General features: G+C 63.1%; 26 protein-coding genes. 16 read left to right on the top strand and 10 right to left on the bottom strand.

Annotated elements, in window-relative coordinates; all coding sequences use genetic code 11:
• Positions 1-2: 2 nt before the first annotated feature.
• Together BLS26_RS03045 and BLS26_RS03040 are read left to right on the top strand one after the other, a co-directional pair.
• Entirely contained in the window at positions 3-1667 is a 1665-nt protein-coding gene (locus BLS26_RS03045) for a SulP family inorganic anion transporter (protein ID WP_197681305.1), read from the top strand.
• Positions 1668-2063: 396 nt separating this feature from the next.
• Positions 2064-2438 carry a hypothetical protein gene (locus BLS26_RS03040; RefSeq protein WP_092508318.1) on the top strand — a complete coding sequence of 125 codons (375 nt, stop codon included), beginning with the start codon at positions 2064-2066 and terminating at the stop codon, positions 2436-2438.
• Positions 2439-2471: 33 nt separating this feature from the next.
• Here the strand turns inward: BLS26_RS03040 and BLS26_RS03035 are convergent, their stop codons facing one another.
• Positions 2472-3827 (bottom strand): polysaccharide deacetylase family protein, encoded by a 1356-nt coding sequence (locus BLS26_RS03035; protein WP_371360774.1) that lies wholly within the window; start codon positions 3825-3827, stop codon positions 2472-2474.
• A gap of 242 nt (positions 3828-4069) precedes the next feature.
• Positions 4070-4864 (bottom strand): polysaccharide deacetylase family protein, encoded by a 795-nt coding sequence (locus BLS26_RS03030; protein ID WP_092508314.1) that lies wholly within the window; start codon positions 4862-4864, stop codon positions 4070-4072.
• Between the two features lie 106 nt (positions 4865-4970).
• On the opposite strand from BLS26_RS03030, the gene mgtE reads away from it, so the two are divergent.
• The 4 genes from mgtE to BLS26_RS03010 all read left to right on the top strand — a co-directional run bounded on the left by mgtE (position 4971) and on the right by BLS26_RS03010 (position 8715).
• Entirely contained in the window at positions 4971-6407 is a 1437-nt protein-coding gene (mgtE, locus tag BLS26_RS03025) for a magnesium transporter (RefSeq protein WP_092508312.1), read from the top strand.
• Between the two features lie 78 nt (positions 6408-6485).
• Positions 6486-6878: a DNA-binding transcriptional regulator gene (locus BLS26_RS03020; protein WP_092517554.1), complete on the top strand. Its 393-nt coding sequence runs from the start codon at positions 6486-6488 to the stop codon at positions 6876-6878.
• Positions 6879-6962: 84 nt separating this feature from the next.
• On the top strand, positions 6963-7781 hold the full coding sequence (locus BLS26_RS03015) for an aldo/keto reductase (protein ID WP_092508310.1): 819 nt from the start codon (positions 6963-6965) through the stop codon (positions 7779-7781).
• A 64-nt stretch (positions 7782-7845) separates the two neighbouring features.
• A complete protein-coding gene (locus tag BLS26_RS03010) occupies positions 7846-8715 on the top strand; it encodes a hypothetical protein (RefSeq protein WP_092508308.1) in 870 nt (289 codons plus the stop codon).
• 152 nt (positions 8716-8867) lie between these two features.
• On the opposite strand, the gene BLS26_RS03005 is transcribed toward BLS26_RS03010, so the two are convergent.
• Positions 8868-9920, bottom strand: a complete 1053-nt coding sequence (locus tag BLS26_RS03005) for a malate/lactate/ureidoglycolate dehydrogenase (RefSeq protein ID WP_092508306.1) — start codon at positions 9918-9920, stop codon at positions 8868-8870.
• A gap of 57 nt (positions 9921-9977) precedes the next feature.
• Positions 9978-10655, bottom strand: coding sequence for a DUF599 domain-containing protein (locus BLS26_RS03000; protein ID WP_092508304.1), 678 nt, complete (start codon positions 10653-10655; stop codon positions 9978-9980).
• A gap of 160 nt (positions 10656-10815) precedes the next feature.
• Here BLS26_RS03000 and BLS26_RS02995 point away from each other — a divergent pair, with 160 nt between their 5' ends.
• The 5 genes from BLS26_RS02995 (at position 10816) to BLS26_RS02975 (ending at position 13969) form a co-directional block, all read left to right on the top strand.
• Positions 10816-11469, top strand: a complete 654-nt coding sequence (locus tag BLS26_RS02995; RefSeq protein ID WP_092508302.1) for a glutathione S-transferase family protein — start codon at positions 10816-10818, stop codon at positions 11467-11469.
• Positions 11470-11565: 96 nt separating this feature from the next.
• The gene (locus BLS26_RS02990; protein ID WP_092508300.1) at positions 11566-11937 is read left to right on the top strand and encodes a YidB family protein; all 372 of its coding nucleotides are present in this window, start codon (positions 11566-11568) and stop codon (positions 11935-11937) included.
• 209 nt (positions 11938-12146) lie between these two features.
• Entirely contained in the window at positions 12147-12350 is a 204-nt protein-coding gene (locus tag BLS26_RS02985; protein WP_091976901.1) for a hypothetical protein, read from the top strand.
• Between the two features lie 168 nt (positions 12351-12518).
• Positions 12519-13487, top strand: coding sequence for a hypothetical protein (locus BLS26_RS02980; protein WP_092517553.1), 969 nt, complete (start codon positions 12519-12521; stop codon positions 13485-13487).
• Positions 13488-13528: 41 nt separating this feature from the next.
• Entirely contained in the window at positions 13529-13969 is a 441-nt protein-coding gene (locus BLS26_RS02975; protein WP_092508298.1) for a DUF1489 family protein, read from the top strand.
• A gap of 6 nt (positions 13970-13975) precedes the next feature.
• Here the strand turns inward: BLS26_RS02975 and BLS26_RS02970 are convergent, their stop codons facing one another.
• From BLS26_RS02970 to panC, 3 genes are all read right to left on the bottom strand, one after another.
• Complete coding sequence (locus BLS26_RS02970; RefSeq protein WP_092508296.1) at positions 13976-14929, bottom strand: IS481 family transposase; 954 nt, start codon at positions 14927-14929, stop codon at positions 13976-13978.
• A 96-nt stretch (positions 14930-15025) separates the two neighbouring features.
• The gene (locus tag BLS26_RS02965) at positions 15026-15793 is read right to left on the bottom strand and encodes a hypothetical protein (protein ID WP_092508294.1); all 768 of its coding nucleotides are present in this window, start codon (positions 15791-15793) and stop codon (positions 15026-15028) included.
• 170 nt (positions 15794-15963) lie between these two features.
• Positions 15964-16815: a pantoate--beta-alanine ligase gene (panC, locus tag BLS26_RS02960; RefSeq protein ID WP_092508292.1), complete on the bottom strand. Its 852-nt coding sequence runs from the start codon at positions 16813-16815 to the stop codon at positions 15964-15966.
• Between the two features lie 342 nt (positions 16816-17157).
• On the opposite strand from panC, the gene BLS26_RS02955 reads away from it, so the two are divergent.
• Positions 17158-18081 (top strand): division plane positioning ATPase MipZ, encoded by a 924-nt coding sequence (locus BLS26_RS02955; RefSeq protein WP_092508290.1) that lies wholly within the window; start codon positions 17158-17160, stop codon positions 18079-18081.
• A gap of 66 nt (positions 18082-18147) precedes the next feature.
• On the opposite strand, the gene BLS26_RS02950 is transcribed toward BLS26_RS02955, so the two are convergent.
• On the bottom strand, positions 18148-19227 hold the full coding sequence (locus tag BLS26_RS02950; RefSeq protein ID WP_092508288.1) for an alcohol dehydrogenase catalytic domain-containing protein: 1080 nt from the start codon (positions 19225-19227) through the stop codon (positions 18148-18150).
• Between the two features lie 104 nt (positions 19228-19331).
• On the opposite strand from BLS26_RS02950, the gene BLS26_RS02945 reads away from it, so the two are divergent.
• The 3 genes from BLS26_RS02945 to BLS26_RS02935 all read left to right on the top strand — a co-directional run bounded on the left by BLS26_RS02945 (position 19332) and on the right by BLS26_RS02935 (position 22218).
• The gene (locus BLS26_RS02945) at positions 19332-20135 is read left to right on the top strand and encodes a helix-turn-helix transcriptional regulator (protein ID WP_092508286.1); all 804 of its coding nucleotides are present in this window, start codon (positions 19332-19334) and stop codon (positions 20133-20135) included.
• Between the two features lie 315 nt (positions 20136-20450).
• Positions 20451-21335, top strand: coding sequence for an alpha/beta fold hydrolase (locus tag BLS26_RS02940; RefSeq protein ID WP_092508284.1), 885 nt, complete (start codon positions 20451-20453; stop codon positions 21333-21335).
• A gap of 115 nt (positions 21336-21450) precedes the next feature.
• Positions 21451-22218 carry a hypothetical protein gene (locus BLS26_RS02935; protein ID WP_092508282.1) on the top strand — a complete coding sequence of 256 codons (768 nt, stop codon included), beginning with the start codon at positions 21451-21453 and terminating at the stop codon, positions 22216-22218.
• Between the two features lie 19 nt (positions 22219-22237).
• Here BLS26_RS02935 and BLS26_RS02930 read toward each other — a convergent pair whose 3' ends face one another.
• Positions 22238-22693, bottom strand: a complete 456-nt coding sequence (locus BLS26_RS02930) for a GNAT family N-acetyltransferase (protein WP_092517552.1) — start codon at positions 22691-22693, stop codon at positions 22238-22240.
• 129 nt (positions 22694-22822) lie between these two features.
• Complete coding sequence (locus tag BLS26_RS02925) at positions 22823-23221, bottom strand: DUF302 domain-containing protein (RefSeq protein ID WP_092508280.1); 399 nt, start codon at positions 23219-23221, stop codon at positions 22823-22825.
• A 144-nt stretch (positions 23222-23365) separates the two neighbouring features.
• Here BLS26_RS02925 and BLS26_RS02920 point away from each other — a divergent pair, with 144 nt between their 5' ends.
• A complete protein-coding gene (locus tag BLS26_RS02920) occupies positions 23366-24094 on the top strand; it encodes a DnaJ domain-containing protein (RefSeq protein WP_092508278.1) in 729 nt (242 codons plus the stop codon).
• Positions 24095-24287 lie beyond the last annotated feature (193 nt).

The following is a 24287-nucleotide window of genomic DNA, read 5'->3' as shown; positions in this document are numbered from 1 at the left end:
TTTTGTCAGGGATCGCGATCACGCGTGGCGACATTTTTGGCGGCATAACTGCCGGCATCGTAGCGTTGCCGCTTTGCCTCGCGTTTGGCGTTGCCTCGGGATTGGGGCCTGCCGCCGGATTGTACGGTGGAATTATCCTGGGCATCGTTGCCGCACTGTTGGGAGGCACGCCAGTCCAGATCTCCGGTCCGACGGCACCCATGACGCTTATTGCGGCCAGCGTCGTTGCGGCAAACACATCATCCAACGGAGTAGTGCAGCTCGCGCCGGTTGTTGGAATTTTTTGCCTCGCGGGTGCCTTGCAAGTGCTCTTCGGGATCGCAAGGCTTGGAAATTATATTCGGTTCCTGCCATATCCGGCGATCTCGGGCCTGATGACAGGCATCGGGATTATCATCATCATTCAGCAGATTTTCCCGATAGTGGGTCTGCCTTCGCCATCATCCAATCCGGTCGAAATTCTGAAGTCTTTCGGCGCCCTCGCGCAAGGCGCCCGCCTTGATGCGTTCCTGCTTGCGGCGGCGACCGTCGCGATATCATTTCTTCTCCCGCGCTTTCTTTCGGCCGTGCCTCCGTCTCTCGTTGCATTGATCCTGCTGACGGGCATAGCCGTAGCTTTCGGGCTTTCGGCGCCGACCATCGGCGACATTCCCAGGGGGCTGCCGGACTTTGTCCTGCCCGGGCTCAACATTGCCGACTTCAAGTTTTCCTTCATTGCTGCATTTCAACTCGCGTTCCTCGGCGCGATCGACGCTTTAACGACATCGCTCGTCACGGATAACATGACGAAGACGCATCACGACAGCAATCGAGAGCTGATCGGCCAGGGTACCGGCAATATAGGTGCGGCGCTGTTCGGCGGTATTCCGGGCGCCGGCGCGTTCGTGCGAACCGCCATCAATGTTCGGGCCGGTGGACGGCATCGCTCCTCGGGAGTGATACATGGTCTCTTCCTGCTGGCGGTTCTTCTCGGTCTATCCAGCGTAGTGCGGTACATTCCTCACGCCGTCTTGTCAGGAATTCTGGTCAGCGCCGGGTTGAGCATCATCGACTATCGCAGCCTTGCTCATCTGTTTCGCGCGCCGCGCGGCGACACGTGGGTCATGCTGATCGTTGTGGTATTGACGATATTCACTGATCTGATCACTGCGGTCGGCACCGGCGCCGTGCTTGCATCCTTGATCTTCATGACCAAGATTGCGCGCACGATGGAACAGAACACGACTCTGACACTGGTCGAAGATGAGTTGTGGCAGGATGAACTCGAGATCCCGGACGAACTAAAGCAGCGGCTTCTGATCAAGCATGTCAACGGCCCGCTGTTCTTTGGATTTGTCTATGCTTTTCGCCGAATTGCTGAGCGAGCGACGGTTGGAAAAATGCTCGTGCTGCGGATGGAGCGCGTAACCTATATGGATCAATCCGGAATTTATGCACTGCAGGACGTATTGGTTGATCTGGAAGCTGCTGGATTAAAGGTATTTGTTGTCGGACTTCCTCAAGACCAGATCGACCAGCTTGAGGCGATGCACATTGTTCCAACAGTTTTGTCTGAAAAGGACTTCTTCCAGAATTTCGATGAGTTCAAGCAACGGCTCCCCGCAATCGTTGCAGAGCTCAGCCGCACGAGCGGCGCGGACCGGCCAATCAAGACGATCGATAGTTGACCAACGTCTTTTCAATGGTCCGCAGGGTCGGCCGCTGCGCTACTGAAACGGCGCCGCGCCCCCGACTTGGTGCAGCCTGGGTATTCCGCTCGAAGAGCACTTATAGGCGGGAAATGCACCTTATGGCTTGACAAGTCTTGGCAACCCATTGATATCGCAGCAAACGCGACCGCCCTCCGAGCGCACCACAAAATCATGCAGTTTGAGCCCGCCCCAATCGATTCGGTGAGCTCATGCGCATGCCCGCAATGCCGCGAGCGCGCGATTCCTTTGAAGGCAGCAGGAAACTCGAAACCTTACTGTAACACCGTTGGCGTAAACTGAGAGGACCATCGGTCGGCGGTTCCGGCCCGATCGGCGCAGTTCGCCCCTTCCCAGACTACCCGGAGCACTTGCATGCTGTTTCTCGGCTACGCCTACCGATTCCTCTCCAATTTCGTGTTCCTGGCGCTGGTCTATCTCGCCCTGAATTTCCTGGAGAAGTACCAGAACCGTGTGGTCGTCGCGGTTCTCGTGCTGGTCTACGCCGGCATGCACGCGGCGACGGCGCTGCGGTCGTTTCATTTCTTCCAGCGCATCGAGCGACTTGAGCTGGAGGCGCGCAAACTGATCGCGGCGACCGGCGAGGGGCCGAATTCGACCTCTGTGCGCAAGCAGGTCATCACCGAGGTCAGCGCGCTCCGCCACGCCGGCGAGATGAAGTCGTATATCGACCTGTTGTTTCTCGCCCTGGTCATCCTGCTCTGCGTCACCAAGATCCTGTCGAGCTGAGCGGAGACGTTTTCGGTTGCGCTGGAAAGCGCTCTAGCGCTTCTTCAGGCCGGCAACCCGGACCGACCCCGGTTTCTTTTTGCCTGGTGCTGCCTGCTTCTGCGGGCCACGGCCGGCATGTGCAGCGTGCCGGGTCTGGTGCGCGGCCGGTCTGACGGCCGCCGGCCCGCCATGCGCCTGCCGCGTCAGAGCGCCGCGCGCCTGTCGCCGGGACTTGCCGGGCTGTACCGGAGCCGGCTTGGCGGAGGCTTCTGTTTCAAGGGCCGCCTGCGCGGCTTGTTCGCTGCGATGCAGGGTGCCCAGCATCGTGACGTCAGCCGATTCCGGCATATGGAAGAGGCCCGCGGCTGGAACCGCCAACGTCGTCGCGTCGCCGTTCTGCGCCAAAATCATTTCGCTTGGCCACTTTGTCCGTTGCGCCAGCGGCACGCCGCGCATGCGGCGCGTCAGCATGCCGAGTTCGGCATCGCGCCAGTCGAAATCGAACCAGGCCGGCGCGGGAAGCGTTGCCGCGGCGGCGTAAACGAAATTCGGAATTTTCGGCCAGCGCGACGTCGCCACCGTCTCCGTTGTCGGGTTGATGTACCATTGCTGCGGCTCGGTCGGTGTCGCCGGCTGTTCCGGCGTTGCCGGCACCACGTGAACGATGCGATAGCCGCGCGCTTTCAGGGTTTGCAGGATCTTCGGCAGCGCCGCCACCGTGCGCGCCTGAATGTCGTGCAGCAGCAGAATGCCTTTTCCCTTGGCCTCCAGTCGCTTGATCGCGAGATCGTAGACGCGCTGCGGGGAGATACGGTGCCAGTCGTCGGCGGGAAAATCCGCGCTCCAGAGCTGGATGCCCTTGGATTCCGCGTAGGCCTCGATGGCGTCGTTGCGGCCGAGGCCGGGAATGCGGAAGAACGGCGCAGGTTCAGTGCCGTCGGCGAGGGCTGCCGTTACCGAGGCGATGCCGTCGTCGATTTCCTTTTGCGCACGATCGAACGGCATGCGCTGCATGTTCGACGGATGATTCTGGGTGTGAGTGGCAACCGTGTGGCCGGCATCACGAACCTTGCGCACGCCTTCCGGATTGGCCCTGGCCTGCGATCCGACCAGGAAGAAAGTCGCCTTCACACATTGGTCGGCGAGGATTTGCAGGACCTGGTAGCTGTTCTTCGGGATCGGACCGTCGTCGAACGTCAGCACCACCTCATGGTCCCTGAGCGGCAGCGTCTTGGCGTATTGCATGGTGCCGATGATGGGATATTCGCGCGGATCGACCACCAGCGTGCGGGACGTGCCGAGCGCGTCGGGATGGCCGGGGCAACCGGCGGCCGAAGCACGTTGTGCCGGGATCAGAGCCAGCACGCCCAGACAGAGCGCGGCCGATATCCGGCCCCGGTGCCTCACACCTACGCTCGCAATCATAAAACCCCGGCTTCATTCCAATGAGGACGCAAATATCTACCCGTCTAGCTATCCTTGGCGCCATGAATGACGCCTTAACCGTCCGAATTCCACCCCTAATTTGGCCGCCGGTGACGATCCGGACCCCGAAGGGGCGCGGCAGCAACAGCTGGGACTTCGAATTGTCGAAAAGATGATGTCCGAACAATAAGATCAGATCATGATCCGATCCATCGCATCATGATCTAGCGCGCCTTGTCGGCGACGGTTTTCGGCGCGGCTGCGACCACATGGACCACGCGATAGTGATTGTCGCGGAGGTAGCGCAACAAGGCCGGCAGCATCGCCGCGGTCTGCGCCTTGGGATCGTGCAGCAGGATAATGCCCTTGCGGGCGATCGTGAGCCGCTCGGTGAGCAGTTTCAGCTCCTGCTGCGGCGTCATCTTGTTCCAGTCGCTGGCCCAGAGATCGGCGCCGAACACCGCAATGCCGCGCTTTTCCAGATTGTCGAGCGTCCGGGGCGTCATTTCGAAGTAGGGGAAGCGAAAGAACGGCGTGGTCGGGTTCGTGGTCGCGGTGCCGTGAAGGGCAGTCTCCACCGCGGCGATGCCCTTGTCGATCTCGCCGGCGGCAGTTTCGGGCTTGGTATATTTGAGATTGCGATGGCTCCAGGTGTGGTGCCCGATGGTATGGCCCTGGGCGGCCATGGTCCGCACCAGTTCCGGGTGTTCCGAGGCTGACCTTCCGATCAGGAAGAATGTCGCGTGCACGCATTCGTCCGCCAGCGCCTTCAAAACCTTCGAGGTCGTGGCCGGCCACGGACCGTCGTCGAAGGTCAGCACCACCTCGTGATCTCCAAGCGGCAATGTCTGCGGAAAGCTCTTCAGGCCGACGCGCGGAGAGATTGCGGGGTCGACGACGAGAACGCGTGAGGTGCCGAGCACGTCCTTGCGGGCGCATTCGGTTGCCTGCGCCGCCATGATCGTGGCGAACAGAGCGGCGACGGCCGCGCTCAGCGTTTTGATCGACTTTCCGGTCATTCCAAGTTCTACATATTTGTCATTGCGCTCTGCATTGCCGATTGGGTAATGCGTGCTGCGATAGCTCAGACGAGTTCTCTCATTCTGTCAAACCGGCGAGGCGCGCATGGCCGAGGATATCGACGTGGCCCATCCCGCCGAAGCGCGCGCCGCCGACGGCGCCGTGCTCGATCATCTCCAGATGCGGGATGAAGACGGCCAAATCCGCCAGGAATTTGTCGAAGAAATTACCCGCGCCATCCAGGCCGGTGAGGCGCCGCGGCTGCGCGAAGTGGTCGCGGAACTGCACGAGGCCGATCTCGGTGATTTGATCGGCGCGCTTGAACCCGACGACCGCGTCAACCTGGTCGAATTGACCGGCACCGATTTCGACTTCTCGGCGCTGAACGAGGTCGACGACGCCGTCCGCGAGGAAATCCTCGAGGAACTCGAGCCGGCAACTGTCGCCGAAGGCGTTCGCGAACTGGAATCCGACGACGCCGTCGAACTGCTCGAAGGCCTCGACGAGGAGGACCAGGAAGAGATCCTGGAAAAGCTGCCGCCCTCCGAGCGCGACGCGCTGGAGCGCAGCCTGCTGTATCCGGAAAACTCCGCCGGCCGCCGCATGCAGTCCGAATTCATCGCGGTGCCGCCGGACTGGACCGTCGGCCAGACGATCGACTACATGCGCGATACGCCCGATCTGCCCGAGCGGTTTTATGAAATCTATGCGGTCGATGCCGACAAGCACTGGCAGGGCGCGGTGTCGCTGGACACGCTGCTGCGCGCGCGCCGCCCGGTCAAGGTCAGCGATCTCATCGACGAGGACCGCCGCCGCGTTTCCGTGCTGGACGACCAGGAAGAGGTCGCCCGGATGTTCGGCAAATACAATCTCGTCGCAGCCCCCGTGGTCGATACCACCAACCGTCTGGTCGGCGTCATCACCATCGACGACGTCGTCGACGTCATCGAGGAAGAGGCCGACGAAGACCTGAAGGCGCTCGGCGGCGTCACCAGCGACGAAGAACTGTCCGACAGCGTCTGGACCATCGCACGGGCGCGGTTCAACTGGCTCCTGGTCAATCTTGCGACCGCCTTTCTGGCATCCTCCGTGCTCGGCCTGTTCGAGGGCCAGCTCGAGAAGATGGTGGCGCTGGCGGTGCTGGCGCCGATCGTGGCGAGCCAGGGCGGCAACGCCGCGACCCAGACCATGACGGTAGCGGTGCGGGCGCTGGCGACCCGCGAACTCGGCTCCAAGAATGCGATGCGGGTGGTGATGCGCGAGGCGATGGTCGGCCTCGTCAACGGGCTCGCCTTTGCGGTGATCACGGGCGTTGCCGCGGTGGCGTGGTTCAAGATCCCCGGCCTCGGCGTCGTGATCGGCCTTGCCATCATCTGCAACCTGGTCGCCGGCGCGCTCGGCGGCATCCTGATTCCGATGGTGCTGGAGCGGGTCCGCGCCGACCCGGCGGTCGCGTCCGGCACCTTCGTTACCACCATCACCGACGTGGTCGGCTTCTTCTCGTTTCTCGGCATCGCCACGCTGTGGTTCGGGCTGCAATAGGGACAGACCGAAACGCCCGTTATCGTTAAGCGGACCTTAATGCGCATCGCCGATCATGTTGACCTTGCGAGGTCGAACATGCAGCGCTTGCGGCTAAAAGCAGACGGACGGATTGTCGAATTGCGGGACGGACAGGAGTTTCCGCTGGCCCCCGGAGTCGCACTTGCGATCCCGGCGGTGCCCGGGCTCGCTTCAGCGATGCCCGGGCTCGCCTCAGCGATGCCCGGCGAAGCCTTGACCGCCGAGCCCTGCGAAGCCGCTGCCTTGCCTGCGGTGCGCGACTTGCGCCGTCGCGCGCGCCTGACCCAAACCGAATTCGCCTCCAGGCTCGGCGTGCCCGTCGAAACCATCCGGAACTGGGAGCAGGGCAAGCGCGCCCCGCGTGGACCGGCGCGGGCGTTGCTCGCCGTGATCGCCCATTCGCCGGACACTGTGTTCGCCGCTTTGGCGACCGAGCCGTCATCAGCCTAATTCTTTCGCGGCGCCCGAAGACGCCGCGAGTTGGCACCGCCGCCGCGGCGGATCATAATGGGGCTCGATGCGAGAGTACCCGTAATGCATTTTGTCGAAGCCAATGGCGCAAAAATCCCGGCGATCGGGCTGGGCACCTGGGAATTGCGCGACCGGACCTGCGCGCGCATCGTCGAGCAGGCGCTGCGGCTCGGCTATCGCCACATTGACACCGCACAGGCCTACGACAACGAGCGTGAAGTGGGTGAGGGCGTGCGCGCCTCCGGCGTGAAACGCGACGAGATATTCCTTACCACCAAGATCTGGACGACCCACTTCAAGCCGAACGATCTCGAGCGATCCGCCAAGGAGAGCCTGGCGCGGCTGCGCATGACCGAGGTCGACCTGCTGCTGCTGCATTGGCCGAACCCGCAAGTGCCGCTCGTGGATACGCTGGGTGCGCTGGCGCGGGTCAAGAGCCAGGGATTGGCGCGCCATATCGGCGTGTCCAATTTCACCGTGGCCCTGATCGATGAGGCGGTGGCGGCATGTCCGGAGCCCCTGGTGTGCGATCAGGTCGAGTACCATCCCTATCTCGACCAGACCAAGGTCCGGGACGCCTGCGCACGTCAAGGGATGGCGCTGGTCGCCTATAGTCCGGTCGCCAAGGGCCGTATCAAGAACGACCGCGCGCTGCTGCGGATCGGCGATCGCTATCGCAAGACGGCGGCGCAGGTTTGCCTGCGCTGGCTGGTGCAGCAGAATGTCGTGGCGATCCCGCGAACGTCGAAACTGGAACGGCTCTCGGAGAACATCGAGATCTTCGATTTCGAATTGTTCGAGGACGACATGAAGGCGATTTCCGCCATGGGCGGTGCCGGAGGCCGGCTCACCAATTATGGCTTCGCGCCGAATTGGGATTGAGCCGTTGCCGCGCCGGGCGGTATGCTGGCGGTCAGGGGAAACATCGAGACATTGTTCGGGTACGATGGACCTGCGGCGGATCATACCCACCGACATCACGGTATCGGCGATCGCCCATCTTTCGCTGGTGGCTTTGCTGTTGCTGTTTTCCGAAGTTCATGAATTCGGCACGGTGACGGCCGAGACAATGCCGGTCGAAATCGTGGCGTCGCAGGACGTGCCGCCCGAACCCGCGATAGAGAAACAGGCGGAGCCGGTTCCGACGCCAACACCGACGCCGCTGCCTGATTTTTCCCTGCTCGATACCAGGCCTTCCCCGTCGACCCCGGCTCAGCCGGCGGCAAAGCCGCAGGCGGCCGAACGGCAGCAGAAGCAGGCCGCGCTGGCCGCACCATCAGCGGCTCCCCCGCCGCCCGCCGCACCACCGCAGCCCGCGGCCCAACCGCAACAACCCGCCGCGCCGGCCTACAAGCCGCCCGAGCCTGATCTAACGATCAAATACCAGGTCATGCTGGGCTTGCCGCCGGATCTCTCGCCAGCCTTTCCGGCCGCGTCGCCGGCGGCACCGAAAACCCTCGCCAAAACCGACGACAATTTCGACGGTGCGGCGACACAGGACGCCGACATTGCTTCCAGCGCCGTCGCCGCGTTCCGGCGTCATCTCAAGACCTGCCTGAAATTGCCGCCCTCGCTGGCACCGTCCGACGACGTCAAGGTCAAGCTTCGCGTGATGATGACGCAGCAAGGCAAGCTGGCCGCCGATCCGATCCTGATCGAGGCCAGCGCTTCGATGAAAGGGCCGCTTTTGATGCAGGGCGCGGTCAAGGCGCTGCAGGCCTGCCAGCCCTATGCGATGCTGCCGGCAGACCGTTACGGCGAATGGAAAGTGCTCGATCTCAGCTTCACGCCGCAGGATTTCGGCGGCGCGTCGTAATGTTCATTTTTCGTCATGGCCGGGCTTAGCCGTCCAAAGGACGGCGTCGCTTCCGCTCGCTATGCCCGGCCATCCATGTCTTTCTTGCGCAGAGGGAAGCAAAACGTGGATGCCCGGCACAAGGCCGGGCATGACGGCGGAATAGCAAAGTGTCAGGCTCTATCCAGCGAAATCTGGTAGCGCGCGGCGATCGCCGTCAACTGGTTCCAGGTCTCGTCCTCGACGTCGATGCCGTTGGCGATGCGCTGGGCCCGCGCGATCTGTTCGGGCTCGCCGGCCACCAGAACCGGGAGCGCCGGGTCGGACGGCTTGGCCGATTTCACCCAGCCGATCATGGCGTCGATCTCCGCCAGCATGCTGTCGCGAGAGGACAACCGGCCGGGATCGATGACGATGCTGAGCATGCCGTTGATGATGCCGCGCTCCGGCGGCGTGCTCGTCGACACGCTGGCCGAACCGACAATCGCGCCGGCCAGCAGCTCGCACACCAGCGCCAGCCCAGAGCCCTTGTGATCGCCGAACGGCAGCACCACGCCGCGCGGCTCGGTGTACATCACGGCGGGATCGGTCGTCGGCTGGCCGGCATGGTCGAGCAGTGCGCCGTCGAGCATCGGCTTGCCGGCATTGTGCGCCACGCGCACCTTGCCCAGCGCGACGCGGCTGGTGGCGAAATCGAGCAGGATCGGCTCGTTGCTGGCGGTGCCGGGAATAGCGATACAGACCGGATTGGTCAGGAAGCGCCCCTCGCGTCCACGAAACGGTGCCACCGGTGGCGGGCCGGAAGCGACGTTGACGAAATGCAGCGCCACCATGCCCGCGCGCGCGGCAATCTCGCCATAGGTGCCGACGCGGCCGATGTGGTGGGCGTTACGCAACCCGTTGACCGCAACGCCATGTTTCCTGGCTGCTTCGATCGCCCATTCGACCGCTTGACGGGCGACCACCTGGCCGTAGCCGGCATGCGCATCCCATACCGAGATCGTACCGGTGTCGGAGACGATTTCCGGCTTCTGGTTGGCCTTGAGCGTACCGGCCTCGAAGTCTCTGACATAGGCGACCAGCATCCCGACGCCGTGGCTGTCATGGCCGCGCAGGTTCGCCTCGACCAGATGTTCGGCAACGATGGCAGCTTCCGCAGGTGTACTGCCGCCGGCGGCGACGATGCGGTTTGCAAACGTGCGCAGCCTGGCGTGGTCGATAATCATGTTCTCCCCCTTTTTTTCTTGATTGGTTCGGTCTGGTTGATTGGTTCGATCCAGCGCTTAGCGTTCCATGGCCTTCCAGGCGTTCGACGCAAATTGCCTGCGCCAGGTCACGATGACAACCATGGCCGTGGTCACGAACAGCACCCATGGACTGACGAACCAGCCGAGATAGCCGAGCGCGAAGAAGAACGAGCGCTGGCCGCGGTTGAAGTGCTGGCCCGCGGATTCGAACAAGCGCGTGGTGCGCAACACATGGGCTTCGGCTTCAGGGGTGTCTTTTTGTGAGGACGGCGGCATCGCGCCGAGCAGGATCGCGACATAGTTGAACAGACGGTACGCCCATGAGAATTTGAAGAACGCGTAAGTGAAGATCAGGATCAGCCCGACGCATTTGACTTCCCACAAGGCAGGCGAGGGGCTGAGATCGACCGGCAGCGCGCCGAGCACCGCCAGGGCGTCGTTGGTGGCGCGCAGCAGCGCCAGTCCGCCGCCGATCGCGATCAGGCTCGAGGAGGCGAAGAACGCCGTGCCGTTCTGCAGCGACGCCATGATCTGCATGTCGACCATGCGCGTTTCGCGGTTGAGCAGGTTTCGGATCCAGACCTCGCGATAGATGTGCATGCGGGCGGACAGGCTGTTGCGCCCGTAGGCGGTCCGCTCCAGCGTGATGGCATAGACCGTCCACTCGATGACGAAGAATCCGACGGCGGCGATATCGACCCAATATCCGCGCATGTTGCTCCCTATCGATCGCCAAATCTTGTCGATTGCCAAGTCTTATCGGTCGCCAAGGCTTCGATCTGAAGTCTTGCCGATTTCAAGTCTTGCCGATGTACAGGTTGAACGCCCACAGCGCACTATGGCAAGATGGCGTCCCAACAGGATTTCCCTTGAAATGTTGAAACTCGTCATCGGTAACAAGAACTATTCGTCATGGTCGATGCGGCCATGGCTGGCGCTGCGCGCCAATAACATCCCGTTCGAAGAGGTGTTCATCCCGCTTTACACCGATCAGGCCGACAAGGACCGGATCCTGAGCGTTTCGCTTTCGGGCAAGGTGCCGGCGCTGGTCGATGGCGATGTCACCGTGTGGGATTCGCTGGCGATCATCGAGTATTTGGCCGAGAAATTCCCGCAAGTGAAACTGTGGCCGGAAGACCGTGCCCGTCGCGCGCATGCGCGGTCGATCTCGGCGGAGATGCATTCGGGCTTCATGCCGCTGCGCAACGAATGCGGCATGAATCTGCACCGGCCGGTCGGCGCCATCACACTGTCCGAGGATGCGCTGGCCAATGTGGCGCGGGTTCAGGAAATCTGGGCCGATTGCTTCCGGCGCTACGGCAATGATGGCCCGTTCCTGTTCGGCGGCTTCGGCGGCGCGGATGCGATGTTTGCGCCTGTCGTGCACCGGTTTCGCACCTACGCGATCGAGGTAAACGGCGATGCGCGGCACTATTTCGAGGCGATGGCCGCAAACGGGGCCTTCCAGCAATGGACCCGCGAGGGGCTGGCCGAAACGATCCGGATCGAGCGCTTCGAGACGGTGTGACATCCTTTTCGTGATGTCATCGCCGCTTGACGGATTGCCGCTAAAGCGGTCTGAATCCGGGAACCGGCTGACGCCACCGATCGAAAGGACGCGACCATGGGAATTCTCGATTCACTGGAAAATTCGGATGCGTTCAAGGGCGTGCTCGGTCAGCTCGAATCTGCCGTCATTCCGGTGGTGCTGAGCGAGGTGCTCGGTAACGGCGGCCAGGGGGGCGGATTGTCGGCGATCGTCGCCAAGCTTCAGCAGGCAGGCCTTGGCGATCAGGTCAAATCCTGGATCGGCAACGGTCAGAACCTGCCGATTACGGCCGAGCAACTGCAGCAGGTGCTGGGCAGCGACACCGTCAAGCAGCTCGCAGCGCGCTTCAACATTCCCGTCGACCAGCTCGCCAAGGTGTTGGCGCAGCAGCTCCCGGCCGCCGTCGACCATGCCAGCCCGGACGGCAGGCTGCCGCACACCGCCTGACCGCGAAATCTCGGTTGGGATAGCCGCCATGCGGATTCCCCGGAACCCTTGGGATCGCCGTCTATCGTGCTGAAAACGCTTGGAAATATGTGTCTTTTCCGTGCCCCGATGTTGCTGGCTTTTGGCGCCTTCGGTGTGCTAGGTTGGCACAGGGTTCTCAAGTCGGCCGAAAGCTAGTGGGACCATGAGCGCGGCCGGCGTTCTTGCGTATGGAGAGGGCGTTGAAGCACAAGTACTCCGTTGGAGAGACTGTCTATTTTACTGCCAGCAATGTTGCCCGTCCGGCCGCTACCGGCACCTATGAGGTGATCCGGCTGCTTCCGACCGATGGCGACGATTGTCAGTATCGCATCAAAAGCTCGGCTGAAACATTCGAACGGGTCGCCAAGGAAAGCCAGCTCGCGGTTTCCTGAATTTGTTGTGCGCTGACAGCCGGCTGACGGTTCCGTTTCGACCGCCGTCAAAAGGCCCCGTTCGCAGAACAATTTTGGCGAAGGTTGAATACCGCCAGACGCGGATTCGCCTTCGACGATCGTATGTTTGCTGCGTTGAGGGACACCGCGCATGAACTGGGCTCCTTGATGAACTGGGCGTGGGCTTCGTCGCTGGATGAGATCTGGCGCTTGCCGACCTTTCCGATGTGGCTGACGCTGGCCGCGGCGGGATTTTTCGGAATCATCCTCCTCATCACGCTATTGCGGGCGGAGAAATCCGTGGCCAACGGCGCGCTGACGGTCATCACGCTGCTGGCAATCGGCGTTGCGGTGGCGGCGACGATCCGCGGTTTCGGGCCGGGCGGGCAGGCCGCTTCCGCCCAAATCCGCAACGTCCAGCCGGTGCGTGCAGGGTTGCCGCAGCTTTCCTGTATCGACGACCTCGCCGGCGATGCCGTGCTGATTGCCTGCGAGAAGACGCTGTTCGGTTCGGCCGAGTCCTCCGCAGCAGCTGTTGCCTATGCGGCCTCGCTGATTACGCAACTGGTCGAGGCCGGTAATGCCGCGACCGCCGGCAAGAACCCGAGTTCCGAATTTCTGGCGCTGCGCCGCGCGGTCGAGCGTGACCGTTATGGGTTGATGGCCTATGTGCTGATGGCGCGCGACCATTGCTCGCCGCAGGCCTGTCCGACGTTTCGCTCGCTGGCTGACAGCCGTCAGCTCGCCGCTAACATGGACGATCACGTCTATGAAAACCTGATCACGCGTTACGCATCGTCGTGGAACGCGCCTGTTCAGGCCGGGGCAGGGCTGGTCGCGGCGCTGCCGCCGTCGATGCCCACGGGCAAACCCACCAGCGCCGAGTTCCCGACCTCGGCTTCGACGCCTGCGGTCAGCATCATGGCGCCGGAGCCCGGGCCCGGCGCGGCCAAGCCTGCGGCGGCGGCCGCGAGAGCACCTGCAGCGGCGGCGCCACCGGCACCGGCTGCTGCAACGGCAGCTCCCGCGCCCGCGGCCCCCAAGAAGCAGGCGGCGGCAAAGCGACCGCCGGCTGCGGCACCGGTCCAGATCGCTCCGGCCGCGCCAGCGCCCGCCACTGCGCCCGCGAATGAATGATCATTTGCAAAGTTAACGCAGGCCGCTAAACCGTTAGCGAAATGGCGCTTCATATTCTCAAGCTTGCGGTCGGTTGCGAGTCCGTCAAGGAACTCCGCGGCTGGGTTGCCGAACGGATGGCGACGGCCAAGAAAAAGGGCCTGCCGCTTCGGCACGTCCACGTCACCCGGATGACACCGAAGCGGGACGAGGAAATCCTGGCCGGCGGCTCGCTTTATTGGGTGATCAAGGGCGAAATCGCCGCGCGCGAAAAGATTATCGCGATCGAACCGTTCCGCGACAAGGACGGCATCGGACGTTGCCGCCTGGTGATGCAGCCGAAGGTGATTGCCGTGTCGCCGCGGCCGATGCGGCCGTTCCAGGGCTGGCGCTATCTGGCCGAGGACGCTGCCCCTGCCGACCTGACCAAATCCTCCGCCGCCAGCGTCGCCGCGATGCCGGAACCGATGCGCCGCGAATTGCGCGATCTCGGACTGCTCTAGGTCGGGTTAGGTGTGGAATCTCAACAGGTCGTCCGCCGGGAGGCCGAGGCGGCTGATGGGCGGTTTGGCTTGCAGGCTGCCGTGTGGTCGATGCCAGTTGTAGTAATGAAGCCAGATCGGCAGGTCTTTGGCCCGCTGGTCTGAGGTGTCATAGGCGCGAGCATAGGCCCACTCGCGCAGCGACGTCTGGATGAAGCGCTCGGCCTTGCCGTTTGTTTGCGGCCTGTAGGGTCTGGTGAAGATGTGCGTGAGGCCGAGCTTCCTGCACGCTCTGGCGAAGGCCTTGGCACGGTAGCAGGAGCCGTTGTCGGTCATGATGCCGGTGACCTTCATGCCGAGGCTGCGGTAGTAAGTGACGGCCTCCGTGAGGAAGGCGATGGCGCTCTCCTTCTTCTGATCCCGCCGGATCTGGGAGAAGGCCAGGCGCGAGGCATCGTCGATGGCGACGTGGACGAACTCGTGGCCGGCGCCGCGGCTTTCGCCCTTCTGGCGATCATGGGTGATGCGGTGGCCTGGTCTGACGAACCTGCCGAGCTTCTTGATGTCGATATGGATGAGCTCGCCGGGCTGTTCGCGCTCGTAGCGCCGTACCGGCTCGGCCGGCTCCAGATCGCGTATCCGGCTTAATCCCAAGCGGCGAAGGATGCGGCTGACGGTGGCCGGTGACACTCCAACCTCGGCTGCGATTTGCTTGCCGGTGTGGCGCTGCCGGCGCAACGTCTCGACGGCGGCGCGCGTGGCAGGCAGGGTTTGGCTTGGCGATGAATGAGGTCGCGACGAGCGGTCGCGCAACCCATCGACACCTTCTGCGCGGAACCGCTTGACCCACTTGGCGACTGTTTTGGGTGTCGTGTTGAACTGGCAAGCCGCGTCGGCCTGGCTCAGCCCACCCTCGACCACACCTCGCACCATCGCCTCTCGACCTTTGGGCGTCAAAGGCGCATTCTTGTGGACGTTCATCTGGTCTCTCCCTGGAACACTGAAGCTTCGCAACCTCAGCTTCCTCGGTTCAGACCAGATGGACAACCTCCTGAGACACCAAAGTTAGGTTACACGCTACAGCGACGCCGCCGTGACGATGTGCAACCGCAGCCATTCGGATGCCGGCAATTCGGTCTGGCGGTGCGCTTCCGAGTTGCGGTCGACAATGTCGAGCAGTTCGGTGTCGACGCCCATGTCGCGCAGGTAGATCCGATAGAGTTCGCCGAATCGCACCGTCAGTCCCTCCCGGCGCTCCTCGCTGACATTGGGCGCCAGCCGGTTGTGAATTTCCATGCCGCTTAGGACCACCTTGGTGCCGGCCGGCAGGGTGCGGTGGACGCCACCGGCCAGCACCAGCACGCAGGCGAGGTCGCACGCCATGTCCACCGTCTTCAGTTTGGCATCGAGCGGCCCGCCCGGACGCTTCAGCGCAAAACAATCCGCCTCGTTCTTTCCCTGACAGGCTTCGACCTCGGTCGAGCCCGCGGTGGTGTCGAAGCCGCGGGCGCGCAGGATCCGGCCAAGGCTGTAGGCGACGTTGAGATTGGCGGGGCCCCAGCTATGGATCACCACGGGCAGCTTGCGCCCGGCCTGCCGGTCGAGGATCGCGATCAGCCGCTTGTGGGTGTCCCACTGCACGGTGCCTTCGGCGGCGATCCAGTCCGCGCAGCCCGGCCCGCAGGCCCCCTCAGCGCCGTGCGCGACATAAAAGATCATCGCATCGACCGGCGAACCGATGCCACCGACCGCCGGCCGGTGCGGGTCCTGCGCCTGCGCGAGGCCGGTGGCGAAAAGGGTCAACAGCCCGCCGAAAACGGCTGTTCGTAACGACAAGGCGCCCATGGCGGCAATTCCCCCGGCAAGAACATCGTTGGCGGCGATCTTTATCCCGGGAGTTGTATTTCTCAAGTGTGACGCGTGTTCCATAGCGTTTTCGAGTGAAGCATGCCCTCGGACTTGATCCGTGGGTGGATGCCCGGTTCACGTGAAGAAAACGCGTCAAAATAAGAAGCCTAGACTCCGATATTGTCGATCAGCCGGGTCTTGCCAAGCTTGGCCGCCACCAGAAGCCGCACCGGTCCGTCTTTCACCGAGGCGATCGGCGCCAGCGTTTCGGCATGTCGGCCTTCGAAGTAATCCACGACGAAGCCGGCCTGGGTAACCAGTTCCCGGCCGGCTGATATCGCGGCCTCGAAATCTTCACCGGCCTTGAGGCGTTTGGCGGTTTCCTTCATGGCGCAATAGAGCACAGGCGCGGTCTGCCGTTCCTCCGGCGACAGGTAGACATTGCGCGACGACATCGCGAGCCCATCGCGTTCCCGCACCGTACGCGAGCCGACAACGCGGACGCCGAGGTCGAGATCGGCAGCCATTTGCGTCACGACCCGCAATTGCTGGAAATCCTTCTCGCCGAAGATCGCAACATCCGGCCGGACCTGCGTGAACAGCTTGCCGACCACGGTGGCGACGCCGCCGAAGAAGTGCGGCCGGAAGCGGTCCTCGAGGCCGGCGATAGCCGGTCCCTCCGGCGCGATCCGGGTCGCGAAACCTTCCGGATACATCGCCTTGACGTCCGGGTTCCAGATCAGATCGACCTTCTCGGCGGCGAGTTTTGCAACGTCGGCCTTCCAGGTCCGCGGGTAGGAACCGAAATCCTCCGTCGGCGCGAACTGTGTCGGGTTGACGAAGATCGAGACGACGACTTTTTGGGCACGACGTTTGGCGAGGCGCACCAGCGACACATGGCCGTCATGGAGCGCTCCCATGGTTGGCACCAGCGCGACTGCCGCCTTTCTGGCGCGCAAGCTTTCGAGCGCGCGGCGCAAGGCGGGAACGGTGCGGACGACCATGGGACTTCGCGGCATCTGGGCTAAATCTCTTTGCAGGGCTTGTGGCGTTTTGGATCGGGCGAGGGCCTGGCCCCAAGCTTTAGCCCGAAGCCGTTAGCCCGAAGCCTGTCGGCGGGCGGGCCGACCATATAAGGCAAGGTCATTGTCGCCAAGGCAACTCGAATACCTTTGGGAGATGGCTGATCTGAGACAGCTTGACGCGTGCGCGGGTCCAACGGCCGGTGTGCGGTGGGACACATAGCCGTGCGCTTCGCGGATTCATGATTAAGGCGGGCCGCGTGCGATTTAAAACGGTCACCGCGCATTTCACTTGACCGCAGCCGCGCGTGATTTGAAGATATCGGCGGGGGTCGAGTCATGTTGGTGCAGGCTAGTCAGAGTCAATCCGGTTCGGCCCACGTCGTGGTGCTGGGCAACGAGAAGGGCGGTTCGGGAAAATCCACCACCGCCTTGCACATTGCTGTCGCGCTGATGAAAGCCGGGCAGCGCGTCGCCACCATCGATCTCGACTGCCGCCAGCAGAGTTTCACCCGTTATATTGGCAACCGCAGCGCCTGGGCGCGCCGTACCGGTCTCGGCCTCGAAATTCCCGTGCACTACTGCATCAAGCTCGGCGAGACGATGCAGATTGCCGACAATGAAAACTCCGAGTTCCAGCAATTCATGGAAGCGGTGAGCGCGGTCGAGCGCACCTTCGATTTCATCGTCATCGATACGCCGGGTTCCGACTCCTACCTGATGCGGCTCGCGCATTCGATGGCCGATACGCTGGTGACGCCGATCAACGACAGCTTCCTCGATTTCGACGTGCTTGGCACCGTCGATCCCGCCACCTATTCGGTGACCGGCGAGAGCCATTACGCGGAGATGGTGCGTGACGTCAGGCGCAAGCGTCGCCAGCTTGACGGCGCCACCACGGACTGGATCGTGGTGCGCAACCGTCTGTCGATGATCGGCTCGCGCAACAAGCAACTGGTCGCCGACAGCCTGAAGGATCTTTCGTTACGGCTCGGGTTCCGCTCGATCGATGGCTTCGCCGAACGGGTGGTCTACCGCGAATTCTTCCCGCGCGGGCTTACCGCCCTCGACGACATCGACGAGGCGACGCTCGGCACGCGGCCGAGCCTTGGCCACGTCACGGCCCGCGAGGAAGTCACGAGCCTGCTGCGTCAGCTCAAGCTGCCGCTTGACGAGCGTGGCCGCCGCCGCGCCGCCAACCGCGCCGAGTGGTTCACCCAGGTCGACAAGCCGCTCGAGATGCACGACATCATCAGCGCGTAGCCTTTCCAAACGGAAACGCGTGCCTCGCGCCTCATAGCGTTTCCGAATGGAAACGCGTTCTTCAGGTCACGGCTCGATGACCGTCAGGCTGAACGGCCCGCTCTTGGCCGCGGCATGCGCCACCGCTTCGTTGGCATGATCGAGATCGAACGCGGTGACGTCGAAATGATCCAGCGTCACCTGGCCTGAGTGGATCAGGCCCGCCATCAGCGTCACCGCATGCGGCGGATACATCCATTGCCCATGCAGGGTAATGCAGTTTCGCATCATCCAGGGGTAGGGCAGTTCGAGGCCGGCGCCGCCCTGCATGCCGACACCGCCCATCAGCACCGCGCGCCCGTAAGGCCGCACCGCCAGGACCGCGGTCCGCACCTGCACGGCCGAGGCTGCGGGCGGCAGGATGTCGAGCACACAGTCGATCGCGCCAGGCGCGGCTTGCATGATCCGCGCACGATCGTCGGCCTCGCTGCCCAGCATTTTGACTGTTCGAACACGAGGGCCGAACCGCTTAGCGACGTCGGCGAGCGCCTTCTCGTTGCGGCCAGTCGCGATGACGCATTGAGCGCCCATCGCGAGCGCGACGGCGACGGCCCCCGAGCCGAAACTTCCGGTGGCGCCGTTGACGAGCACGGTTTCGCCGGGCTGCAGCTTGGCGGCGAGAAAGCCGCCAAAGGGCACCAGAAATTTGCCGAGCCCGCACCAGCGTCCAGCGTCCCTGGCATCGATGGTGCCGATCGGAATGGCATTCTCCGTCGGCAGCCGCAGCCGTTCCGCCCAGGAGCCGTCGTGGAAGTATTTCTGCAGCTTCAATCCGCCTTCGCTGCCGCCTGTCAGGCCTTGCAACATGATGTCGGGCGCCAGCGCATTGTCGCGCGATCGCACGGTCGGATCGCAAAAGACCCAGTCGCCGGGACGAAGCCGGGTCGCATCGGGGCCGGTGGCGCGGACACGGCCGACACAGCCGGCACCGAACACGATAGGCAGTTCCAGGAGGTAGTTCCTGGCGCCGCTGAGAACTTCGTTGGCGTAAGCCAGAACCCCGCTCGCCGCGACGTCGACGATGACCTCGCCTGTACCGAGCACGGGATCGGGCACAGCTTCGATCGCGAGCGGAGATCCGAGCGATTTCAGTACGGCAGCTTTCATGGGGCGTTCCTTTCTTGGCAGAGACTGCATTCTGGCAGGCTTCACCCCGACAACAAGACCTGGTATTATCCTAGGATTGTAAGACCCTGCCGGCGAGGCCACCCATGACCGACGTGCTGACGAATTCCAGGCAAGGCGAACTTTCCAGGCAAGGCGAACTCGGCGACTTCCTACGGTCGCGGCGGGACCGACTGACGCCGAAGGCGGTCGGCCTGCCGGACGGGCGACGGCGACGGACGCCGGGGCTGCGGCGGGAGGAGGTGGCTGATCTCGCCGGGATCGGCGTCGACTGGTACATCCGCCTCGAGCAGGGCCGCTCCGTTAGTCCGTCCGCGGCGACGATCAATGCGCTGGCCCGTGCGCTGCGGCTTTCAAAAGCCGAGCACCGGCACCTGAAAGAATTGACGGAAACGACCGACCGGCGCGCCTTCGTCCGTGAGACCGTTCCACCGGCGGTCCGGCGCACCGTCGAGCGGTTGAACCTGCCGGCCTATATCACCGGCCGGCGCTGGGACGTGCTGGCCTGGAACGAGGCCGCCGACGAAATCTTCGGCTTCAGCCAGATCGCCGACGCCGATCGCAACAGCCTCATTACCGTGCTGACCAAGCCCGCCTCACGGCGGCTGTTCGGGACGTCATGGACCGACGTGGCGAGGCGCATGGTCGCCCAGTTCCGGGCCACCCATGATCTATGGGCCGGCGATCCGGCCTTTCGCGATCTCCTGGCGCGCTTGCGTGACGGCTGCCCGGAATTTGCCGGCTGGTGGGAGACCCACGATGTCAGCGGCGTGGCCGCCGGCCACAAATCCATCAGCCATCCCAAAAAGGGGCGGCTCAAGCTGGAATATGTGAGCTTTCAGGCCAACGACGATCCAGCGTTGAAACTGGTGATCTACACCCCGGTCTGAACCTCCGTAATCTTACGGGATTCTTGCGGGGACGAAGGCAACGGACAGCGAACAGTGGCGGAACAAGCCGCCTGGAATTCCGTTTTCTCTAAAGTTTTATCGAAAGGCCGAACCCAGCGTTGGGTTGGGACGTCTTAGGAGGAAGATGTTGGGAACTGAGCAGCTGCACAATGGATAGGTGCATCGCACAACGAACAGGCGCTCAATTCACAACATTTGGACTTTATGTCACGCGGCTGTGACATATATCATCTGGAAGAGACCGAAGAGTCTCAAAGCTAGAGTGGCCCTTTTGGTGGGGCACCGAGGACGAATATGAAACGTGGAATTACCGTTCTGCTTTCACTCACCGTGCTGCTCACGCTCGCATACTTTACCGCGAGCAAGTGGGCTATCCGGCACGAGACGGTTTCGTTCTATGACCCGGCGCGTGACAACCGGCTGGTGGCGGTCGATATCGCCGTCCGCTGGGACAAGGAAATGCAGGCCGATGCCGGCATGATCACCTTGCCGGTGACGATCATCAACCACGGCAATACGGTCAAGCACACCGAGTATTCGTTCCTGGCCAACATCTTCGCGGCGCGCGGCTATCTCGTGATCAGCCCCCAGCATGACCTGCCGACCGATCCGCCGATGGTGACCAGGGTCGGTGAAATCTATGTCGGCCGGCTGCCGCAGATTCAGCGCGGCGTCGCCAATATCCATTTCGCCATCTCGGAAATGAAGAAGATCCAGCCCAACGCCGACTACAGCCGGGTGACCATGGTCGGACATTCGATGGGCGGCGATATCACGATGTATTTCGCCAAGCAGTATCCCGACGAAATCAAGAAGGTGGTGACGCTGGATAATCTCCGCGTGCCGTTCCTGACCGAGGGCAAATTCAAGATCCTGTCGTTCCGCTCGCACGATACCGAGTTCAAGCCGGACCCCGGCGTCGTTCCCGATGCGGATGAGTGCGAGAAGGCCGGCATTACGGTCGTCAACACCCGCTTCCAGCACAACGACATGCGCGACACCGGACCGGATGCGGCCAAGAGCTCGATCCAGACCATGCTCGACAAGTTCCTGGAAGATACCGACTCAAGTTCGTTGAGGCCGGTGCCGACCAACGTGCCAGACCCGCTGACCGTCAACCCGGGGCCGGTGCCGCTGGCGAGCAATCCGACGCCGGCCAACAAGCCGATCGCCAACTAAGAGTTCCGGGACCAACGTCCGGACCGGGTTGATCCCCCGTCGGATCGAGATCTGGTGCATTGACCGCTGTCTGGCGCCGTCCCACATAAGGGTGGACTGCAGATAGCGAGAGGCCATGGCCGGCGAACCCATCAAGCCGAAATCGGCAGGCGACGTCGCATCGGCGAAAACCACGGACGCGCGCAAAGCCAATCCGTTGCCGGAGGCTAGGCCGTCAGCGGCCGAGGATATCGCCGCCTTCGTCGCCCGGGCCCGCGCGATGTCGCCGCACCGCGCCGGCGCAAGGGGGCGGCTGGTGTTCGCGCTCGACGCCACCATGAGCCGGCAGCCGACCTGGGATATGGCCTGCGCGCTGCAGGCCGACATGTTCCGCGAGGCGGCTTCGCTGGGCAGCCTCGACATCCGCCTGGTCTACTACCGCGGCTTCAACGAATGCCGCGCCACGGGATGGATTTCCGACTCGGTGCAGCTTGCGAAATTGATGAGCAAGATCGATTGCCAGGGCGGCAATACCCAGATCGGCAAGGTGCTGTCGGAAGCGCGGCGTGAGGCGGTCGCATCCGCCGTACGCGCGGTGGTGTTCGTCGGTGACGCCATGGAGGAGTCTGTCGACGATCTCTGCGCCAAGGCCGGCGAACTCGGCTTGCTCAAGGTGCCGGTATTCATGTTTCAGGAAGGGCACGACGCTGCCGCCGAGCATGCGTTCCGCGAGATCGCGCGGCTCACCGGCGGCGCGTGGTGCCGGTTCGATCCCGGTGCCGCCGCGCAATTGCGCGAATTGCTGCGCGCGGTCGCAGCCTATGCCGCCGGCGGTCGCGAGGCGCTGCTGGCGCTGTCGAAAACCGCAAGCGGCGCGGCGAAGCTGATCGGCCAGATGAAATAGGATGCCGCGCAGAAGCGATCTATTCCTTGATAAATACGGTCAGCCGCTTTTCACCGACGTCGTGCTCGATCGGTTGCCATCCCTGTTGCGCATAAAAGCCGTGCCGTTCGGGGCGTGCGCACAGATAGACTCGCCGGAAGGTACGACGCAGGGTGTCCTCCGCGCTTGAGACCAGCGCTCGTCCAACGTTTTGCTTGCGGTATTGAGGTTCGACCCAGACCGCCGCAACCCACGGCGTGTAGTCGGGACGCTCATCCAGGTCGGAGGCGATACCTAACGCTGATCCGACATAGCGATCACCGTCATGGGCAACGATCGCAAACGGAAAAGTCTCATTCGAAATGATTTGACGCAGGCCCGTCGATACCTGTTCGAGCGGCACCCCTTTTGACTTCCACGTAAAGTCCCAGATGCGATCCGCTACTTCCGGGAAGAATTCGGGACGCTCCCGGAGATTCGAGATCGCAAACTGCATATCGGCACCGCGTTGGTCGTTGGTTCGGACGTCGTGTATCTGCGACACGTGCAAGTGAAAAGGTTATTCCTTTTCGATTGTCGCGATTGCGACATATGCGGTCCAGCGCTTGTGCTCTTCGGCGTTGGCTTAAGGCGCGGCAACGGCTTCGCGCATGACCGCATCGACGGCCGCGGCCATCATGCCGACCTGCGGTTCACCGTCCACTCCATGGCGTCTGGCGAGCCAGGAAGGATCGTTGCAGGAAATCCAGGTGTCGCCGGACGCATCCTGCCAGACCAGGGCCTTCAGCGGCAGGTCGATGCCGATGCTCTGGGCCGCCTGCATCAGAGGCGTGCCCGCTTTGGCGTTGCCGAACATCAAAAGCTCGGTCGGCCGCAGTGAAAGTCCGGCGCCAACCGCGCCGGCGGCGTGGTCGATCCGGGCAAAGATCGTCATGCCGCGCGCCGTCACCGCGGCTTCCAGCCGGTTCATGGTGTCTTTCGGCCCGTGGTTGCTCCGAAGGGTCGTCAGTCCGTCTACCGCCATCGCACGCTCCCTGGAGCCGTGGTTGCAAGGCGGACGGAGACTATAAATCCGTCCGCCCGACGCCAAGCGCGGTTTCGCCGTGTCACGCTGCATTGAACGGCGGGCCGTTATGCATTTTGCCGCCAATGCGACTATATTAGGCGGATGCCAACCCTGATTGCCGGCGTCGTCGCCGTTGTCGTTCTCTACTCGCTGCTGCAGATGTTTCGTGCGGCCAACCCGGTCGTGCTTGCGCGCGTCATCAAGATCGTCGGCGGGGTCGTGGCGCTGGCGGTCGCGGCCTTCACGGGTTTGCGGGGCGAACTGGCGGTGGCGATCCCGTTGGGTATTTTCGGCGCCGGGCTGCTTGGCTGGTCGCCGTTCGGTCCCGGCGGCTTCAGCAGTATCGGCGGGATATTCGGCGGCGGAACGCAGCGCTCGGCGGGGCAGGGCTCGCGTGTGCGCTCGCAGTTTCTCGACATGAGCCTCGATCACGACAGCGGCGAGCTGTCGGGCCGGATCGTGGACGGGCCGAATGCCGGCCGCGCGCTCGACGAGTTCGACCTCGAAGGCCTGGTCGCGATGATGCCGGGCTTCGACGCCGAGAGCGTGGCCCTACTTGAAAGCTATCTTGACCGCCGGTTTCCCGCCTGGCGTCAGAACGCGCAGGGCGACGCGGCAGGGGGGCAGCGCCGCGCGGCGTCGGGCGGCAAAATGACGGACGAGGAGGCTTACCAGATCCTTGGCCTGCAGCCGGGGGCGGGGCGTGACGACATCGGCCGGGCGCATCGCGCCCTGATGAAGAAACTGCATCCCGACCAGGGGGGCTCTACGTACCTCGCCGCCCGTGTAAACGAGGCCAAGGATACTCTGCTTCGCACGCATCTCAGCTAACTCCGGCTTACGCTACAAACGCAACAAACCGACAGCTGCTTCCGTCTTGTTCTCTGATCGAGGCCCCATATCGCCCGCCGTTGCCCGGCGTGGTCGATCGCTGTTCTCTAAAACTTAACTGTAAAGTCTTGACGAGAAGTTTCGTGGAGCCGATTTGCCGTTCGCGAATGGATCGTGTTCCCAGACCGTGCCC

Origin of the sequence: Afipia sp. GAS231 (genome assembly GCF_900103365.1) — a bacterium.
Classification (GTDB): Bacteria; Pseudomonadota; Alphaproteobacteria; order Rhizobiales; family Xanthobacteraceae; genus Bradyrhizobium.
This window is presented reverse-complemented; position numbering and strand designations above follow the sequence as displayed.

Bases quoted from the DNA above. Each gene is read 5' to 3' on its own strand.
- BLS26_RS03040 (WP_092508318.1), top strand. From the start codon at position 2,064: ATGCTGTTTCTCGGCTACGCCTACCGATTCCTCTCCAATTTCGTGTTC.
- BLS26_RS03030 (WP_092508314.1), bottom strand. From the start codon at position 4,864: ATGACCGGAAAGTCGATCAAAACGCTGAGCGCGGCCGTCGCCGCTCTG.
- mgtE (WP_092508312.1), top strand. From the start codon at position 4,971: ATGGCCGAGGATATCGACGTGGCCCATCCCGCCGAAGCGCGCGCCGCC.
- BLS26_RS03020 (WP_092517554.1), top strand. From the start codon at position 6,486: ATGCAGCGCTTGCGGCTAAAAGCAGACGGACGGATTGTCGAATTGCGG.
- BLS26_RS03015 (WP_092508310.1), top strand. From the start codon at position 6,963: ATGCATTTTGTCGAAGCCAATGGCGCAAAAATCCCGGCGATCGGGCTG.
- BLS26_RS03010 (WP_092508308.1), top strand. From the start codon at position 7,846: ATGGACCTGCGGCGGATCATACCCACCGACATCACGGTATCGGCGATC.
- BLS26_RS03005 (WP_092508306.1), bottom strand. From the start codon at position 9,920: ATGATTATCGACCACGCCAGGCTGCGCACGTTTGCAAACCGCATCGTC.
- BLS26_RS03000 (WP_092508304.1), bottom strand. From the start codon at position 10,655: ATGCGCGGATATTGGGTCGATATCGCCGCCGTCGGATTCTTCGTCATC.
- BLS26_RS02995 (WP_092508302.1), top strand. From the start codon at position 10,816: ATGTTGAAACTCGTCATCGGTAACAAGAACTATTCGTCATGGTCGATG.
- BLS26_RS02990 (WP_092508300.1), top strand. From the start codon at position 11,566: ATGGGAATTCTCGATTCACTGGAAAATTCGGATGCGTTCAAGGGCGTG.
- BLS26_RS02985 (WP_091976901.1), top strand. From the start codon at position 12,147: ATGGAGAGGGCGTTGAAGCACAAGTACTCCGTTGGAGAGACTGTCTAT.
- BLS26_RS02980 (WP_092517553.1), top strand. From the start codon at position 12,519: ATGAACTGGGCGTGGGCTTCGTCGCTGGATGAGATCTGGCGCTTGCCG.
- BLS26_RS02975 (WP_092508298.1), top strand. From the start codon at position 13,529: ATGGCGCTTCATATTCTCAAGCTTGCGGTCGGTTGCGAGTCCGTCAAG.
- BLS26_RS02970 (WP_092508296.1), bottom strand. From the start codon at position 14,929: ATGAACGTCCACAAGAATGCGCCTTTGACGCCCAAAGGTCGAGAGGCG.
- BLS26_RS02965 (WP_092508294.1), bottom strand. From the start codon at position 15,793: ATGGGCGCCTTGTCGTTACGAACAGCCGTTTTCGGCGGGCTGTTGACC.
- panC (WP_092508292.1), bottom strand. From the start codon at position 16,815: ATGCCGCGAAGTCCCATGGTCGTCCGCACCGTTCCCGCCTTGCGCCGC.
- BLS26_RS02955 (WP_092508290.1), top strand. From the start codon at position 17,158: ATGTTGGTGCAGGCTAGTCAGAGTCAATCCGGTTCGGCCCACGTCGTG.
- BLS26_RS02950 (WP_092508288.1), bottom strand. From the start codon at position 19,227: ATGAAAGCTGCCGTACTGAAATCGCTCGGATCTCCGCTCGCGATCGAA.
- BLS26_RS02945 (WP_092508286.1), top strand. From the start codon at position 19,332: ATGACCGACGTGCTGACGAATTCCAGGCAAGGCGAACTTTCCAGGCAA.
- BLS26_RS02940 (WP_092508284.1), top strand. From the start codon at position 20,451: ATGAAACGTGGAATTACCGTTCTGCTTTCACTCACCGTGCTGCTCACG.
- BLS26_RS02935 (WP_092508282.1), top strand. From the start codon at position 21,451: ATGGCCGGCGAACCCATCAAGCCGAAATCGGCAGGCGACGTCGCATCG.
- BLS26_RS02930 (WP_092517552.1), bottom strand. From the start codon at position 22,693: ATGCAGTTTGCGATCTCGAATCTCCGGGAGCGTCCCGAATTCTTCCCG.
- BLS26_RS02925 (WP_092508280.1), bottom strand. From the start codon at position 23,221: ATGGCGGTAGACGGACTGACGACCCTTCGGAGCAACCACGGGCCGAAA.
- BLS26_RS02920 (WP_092508278.1), top strand. From the start codon at position 23,366: ATGCCAACCCTGATTGCCGGCGTCGTCGCCGTTGTCGTTCTCTACTCG.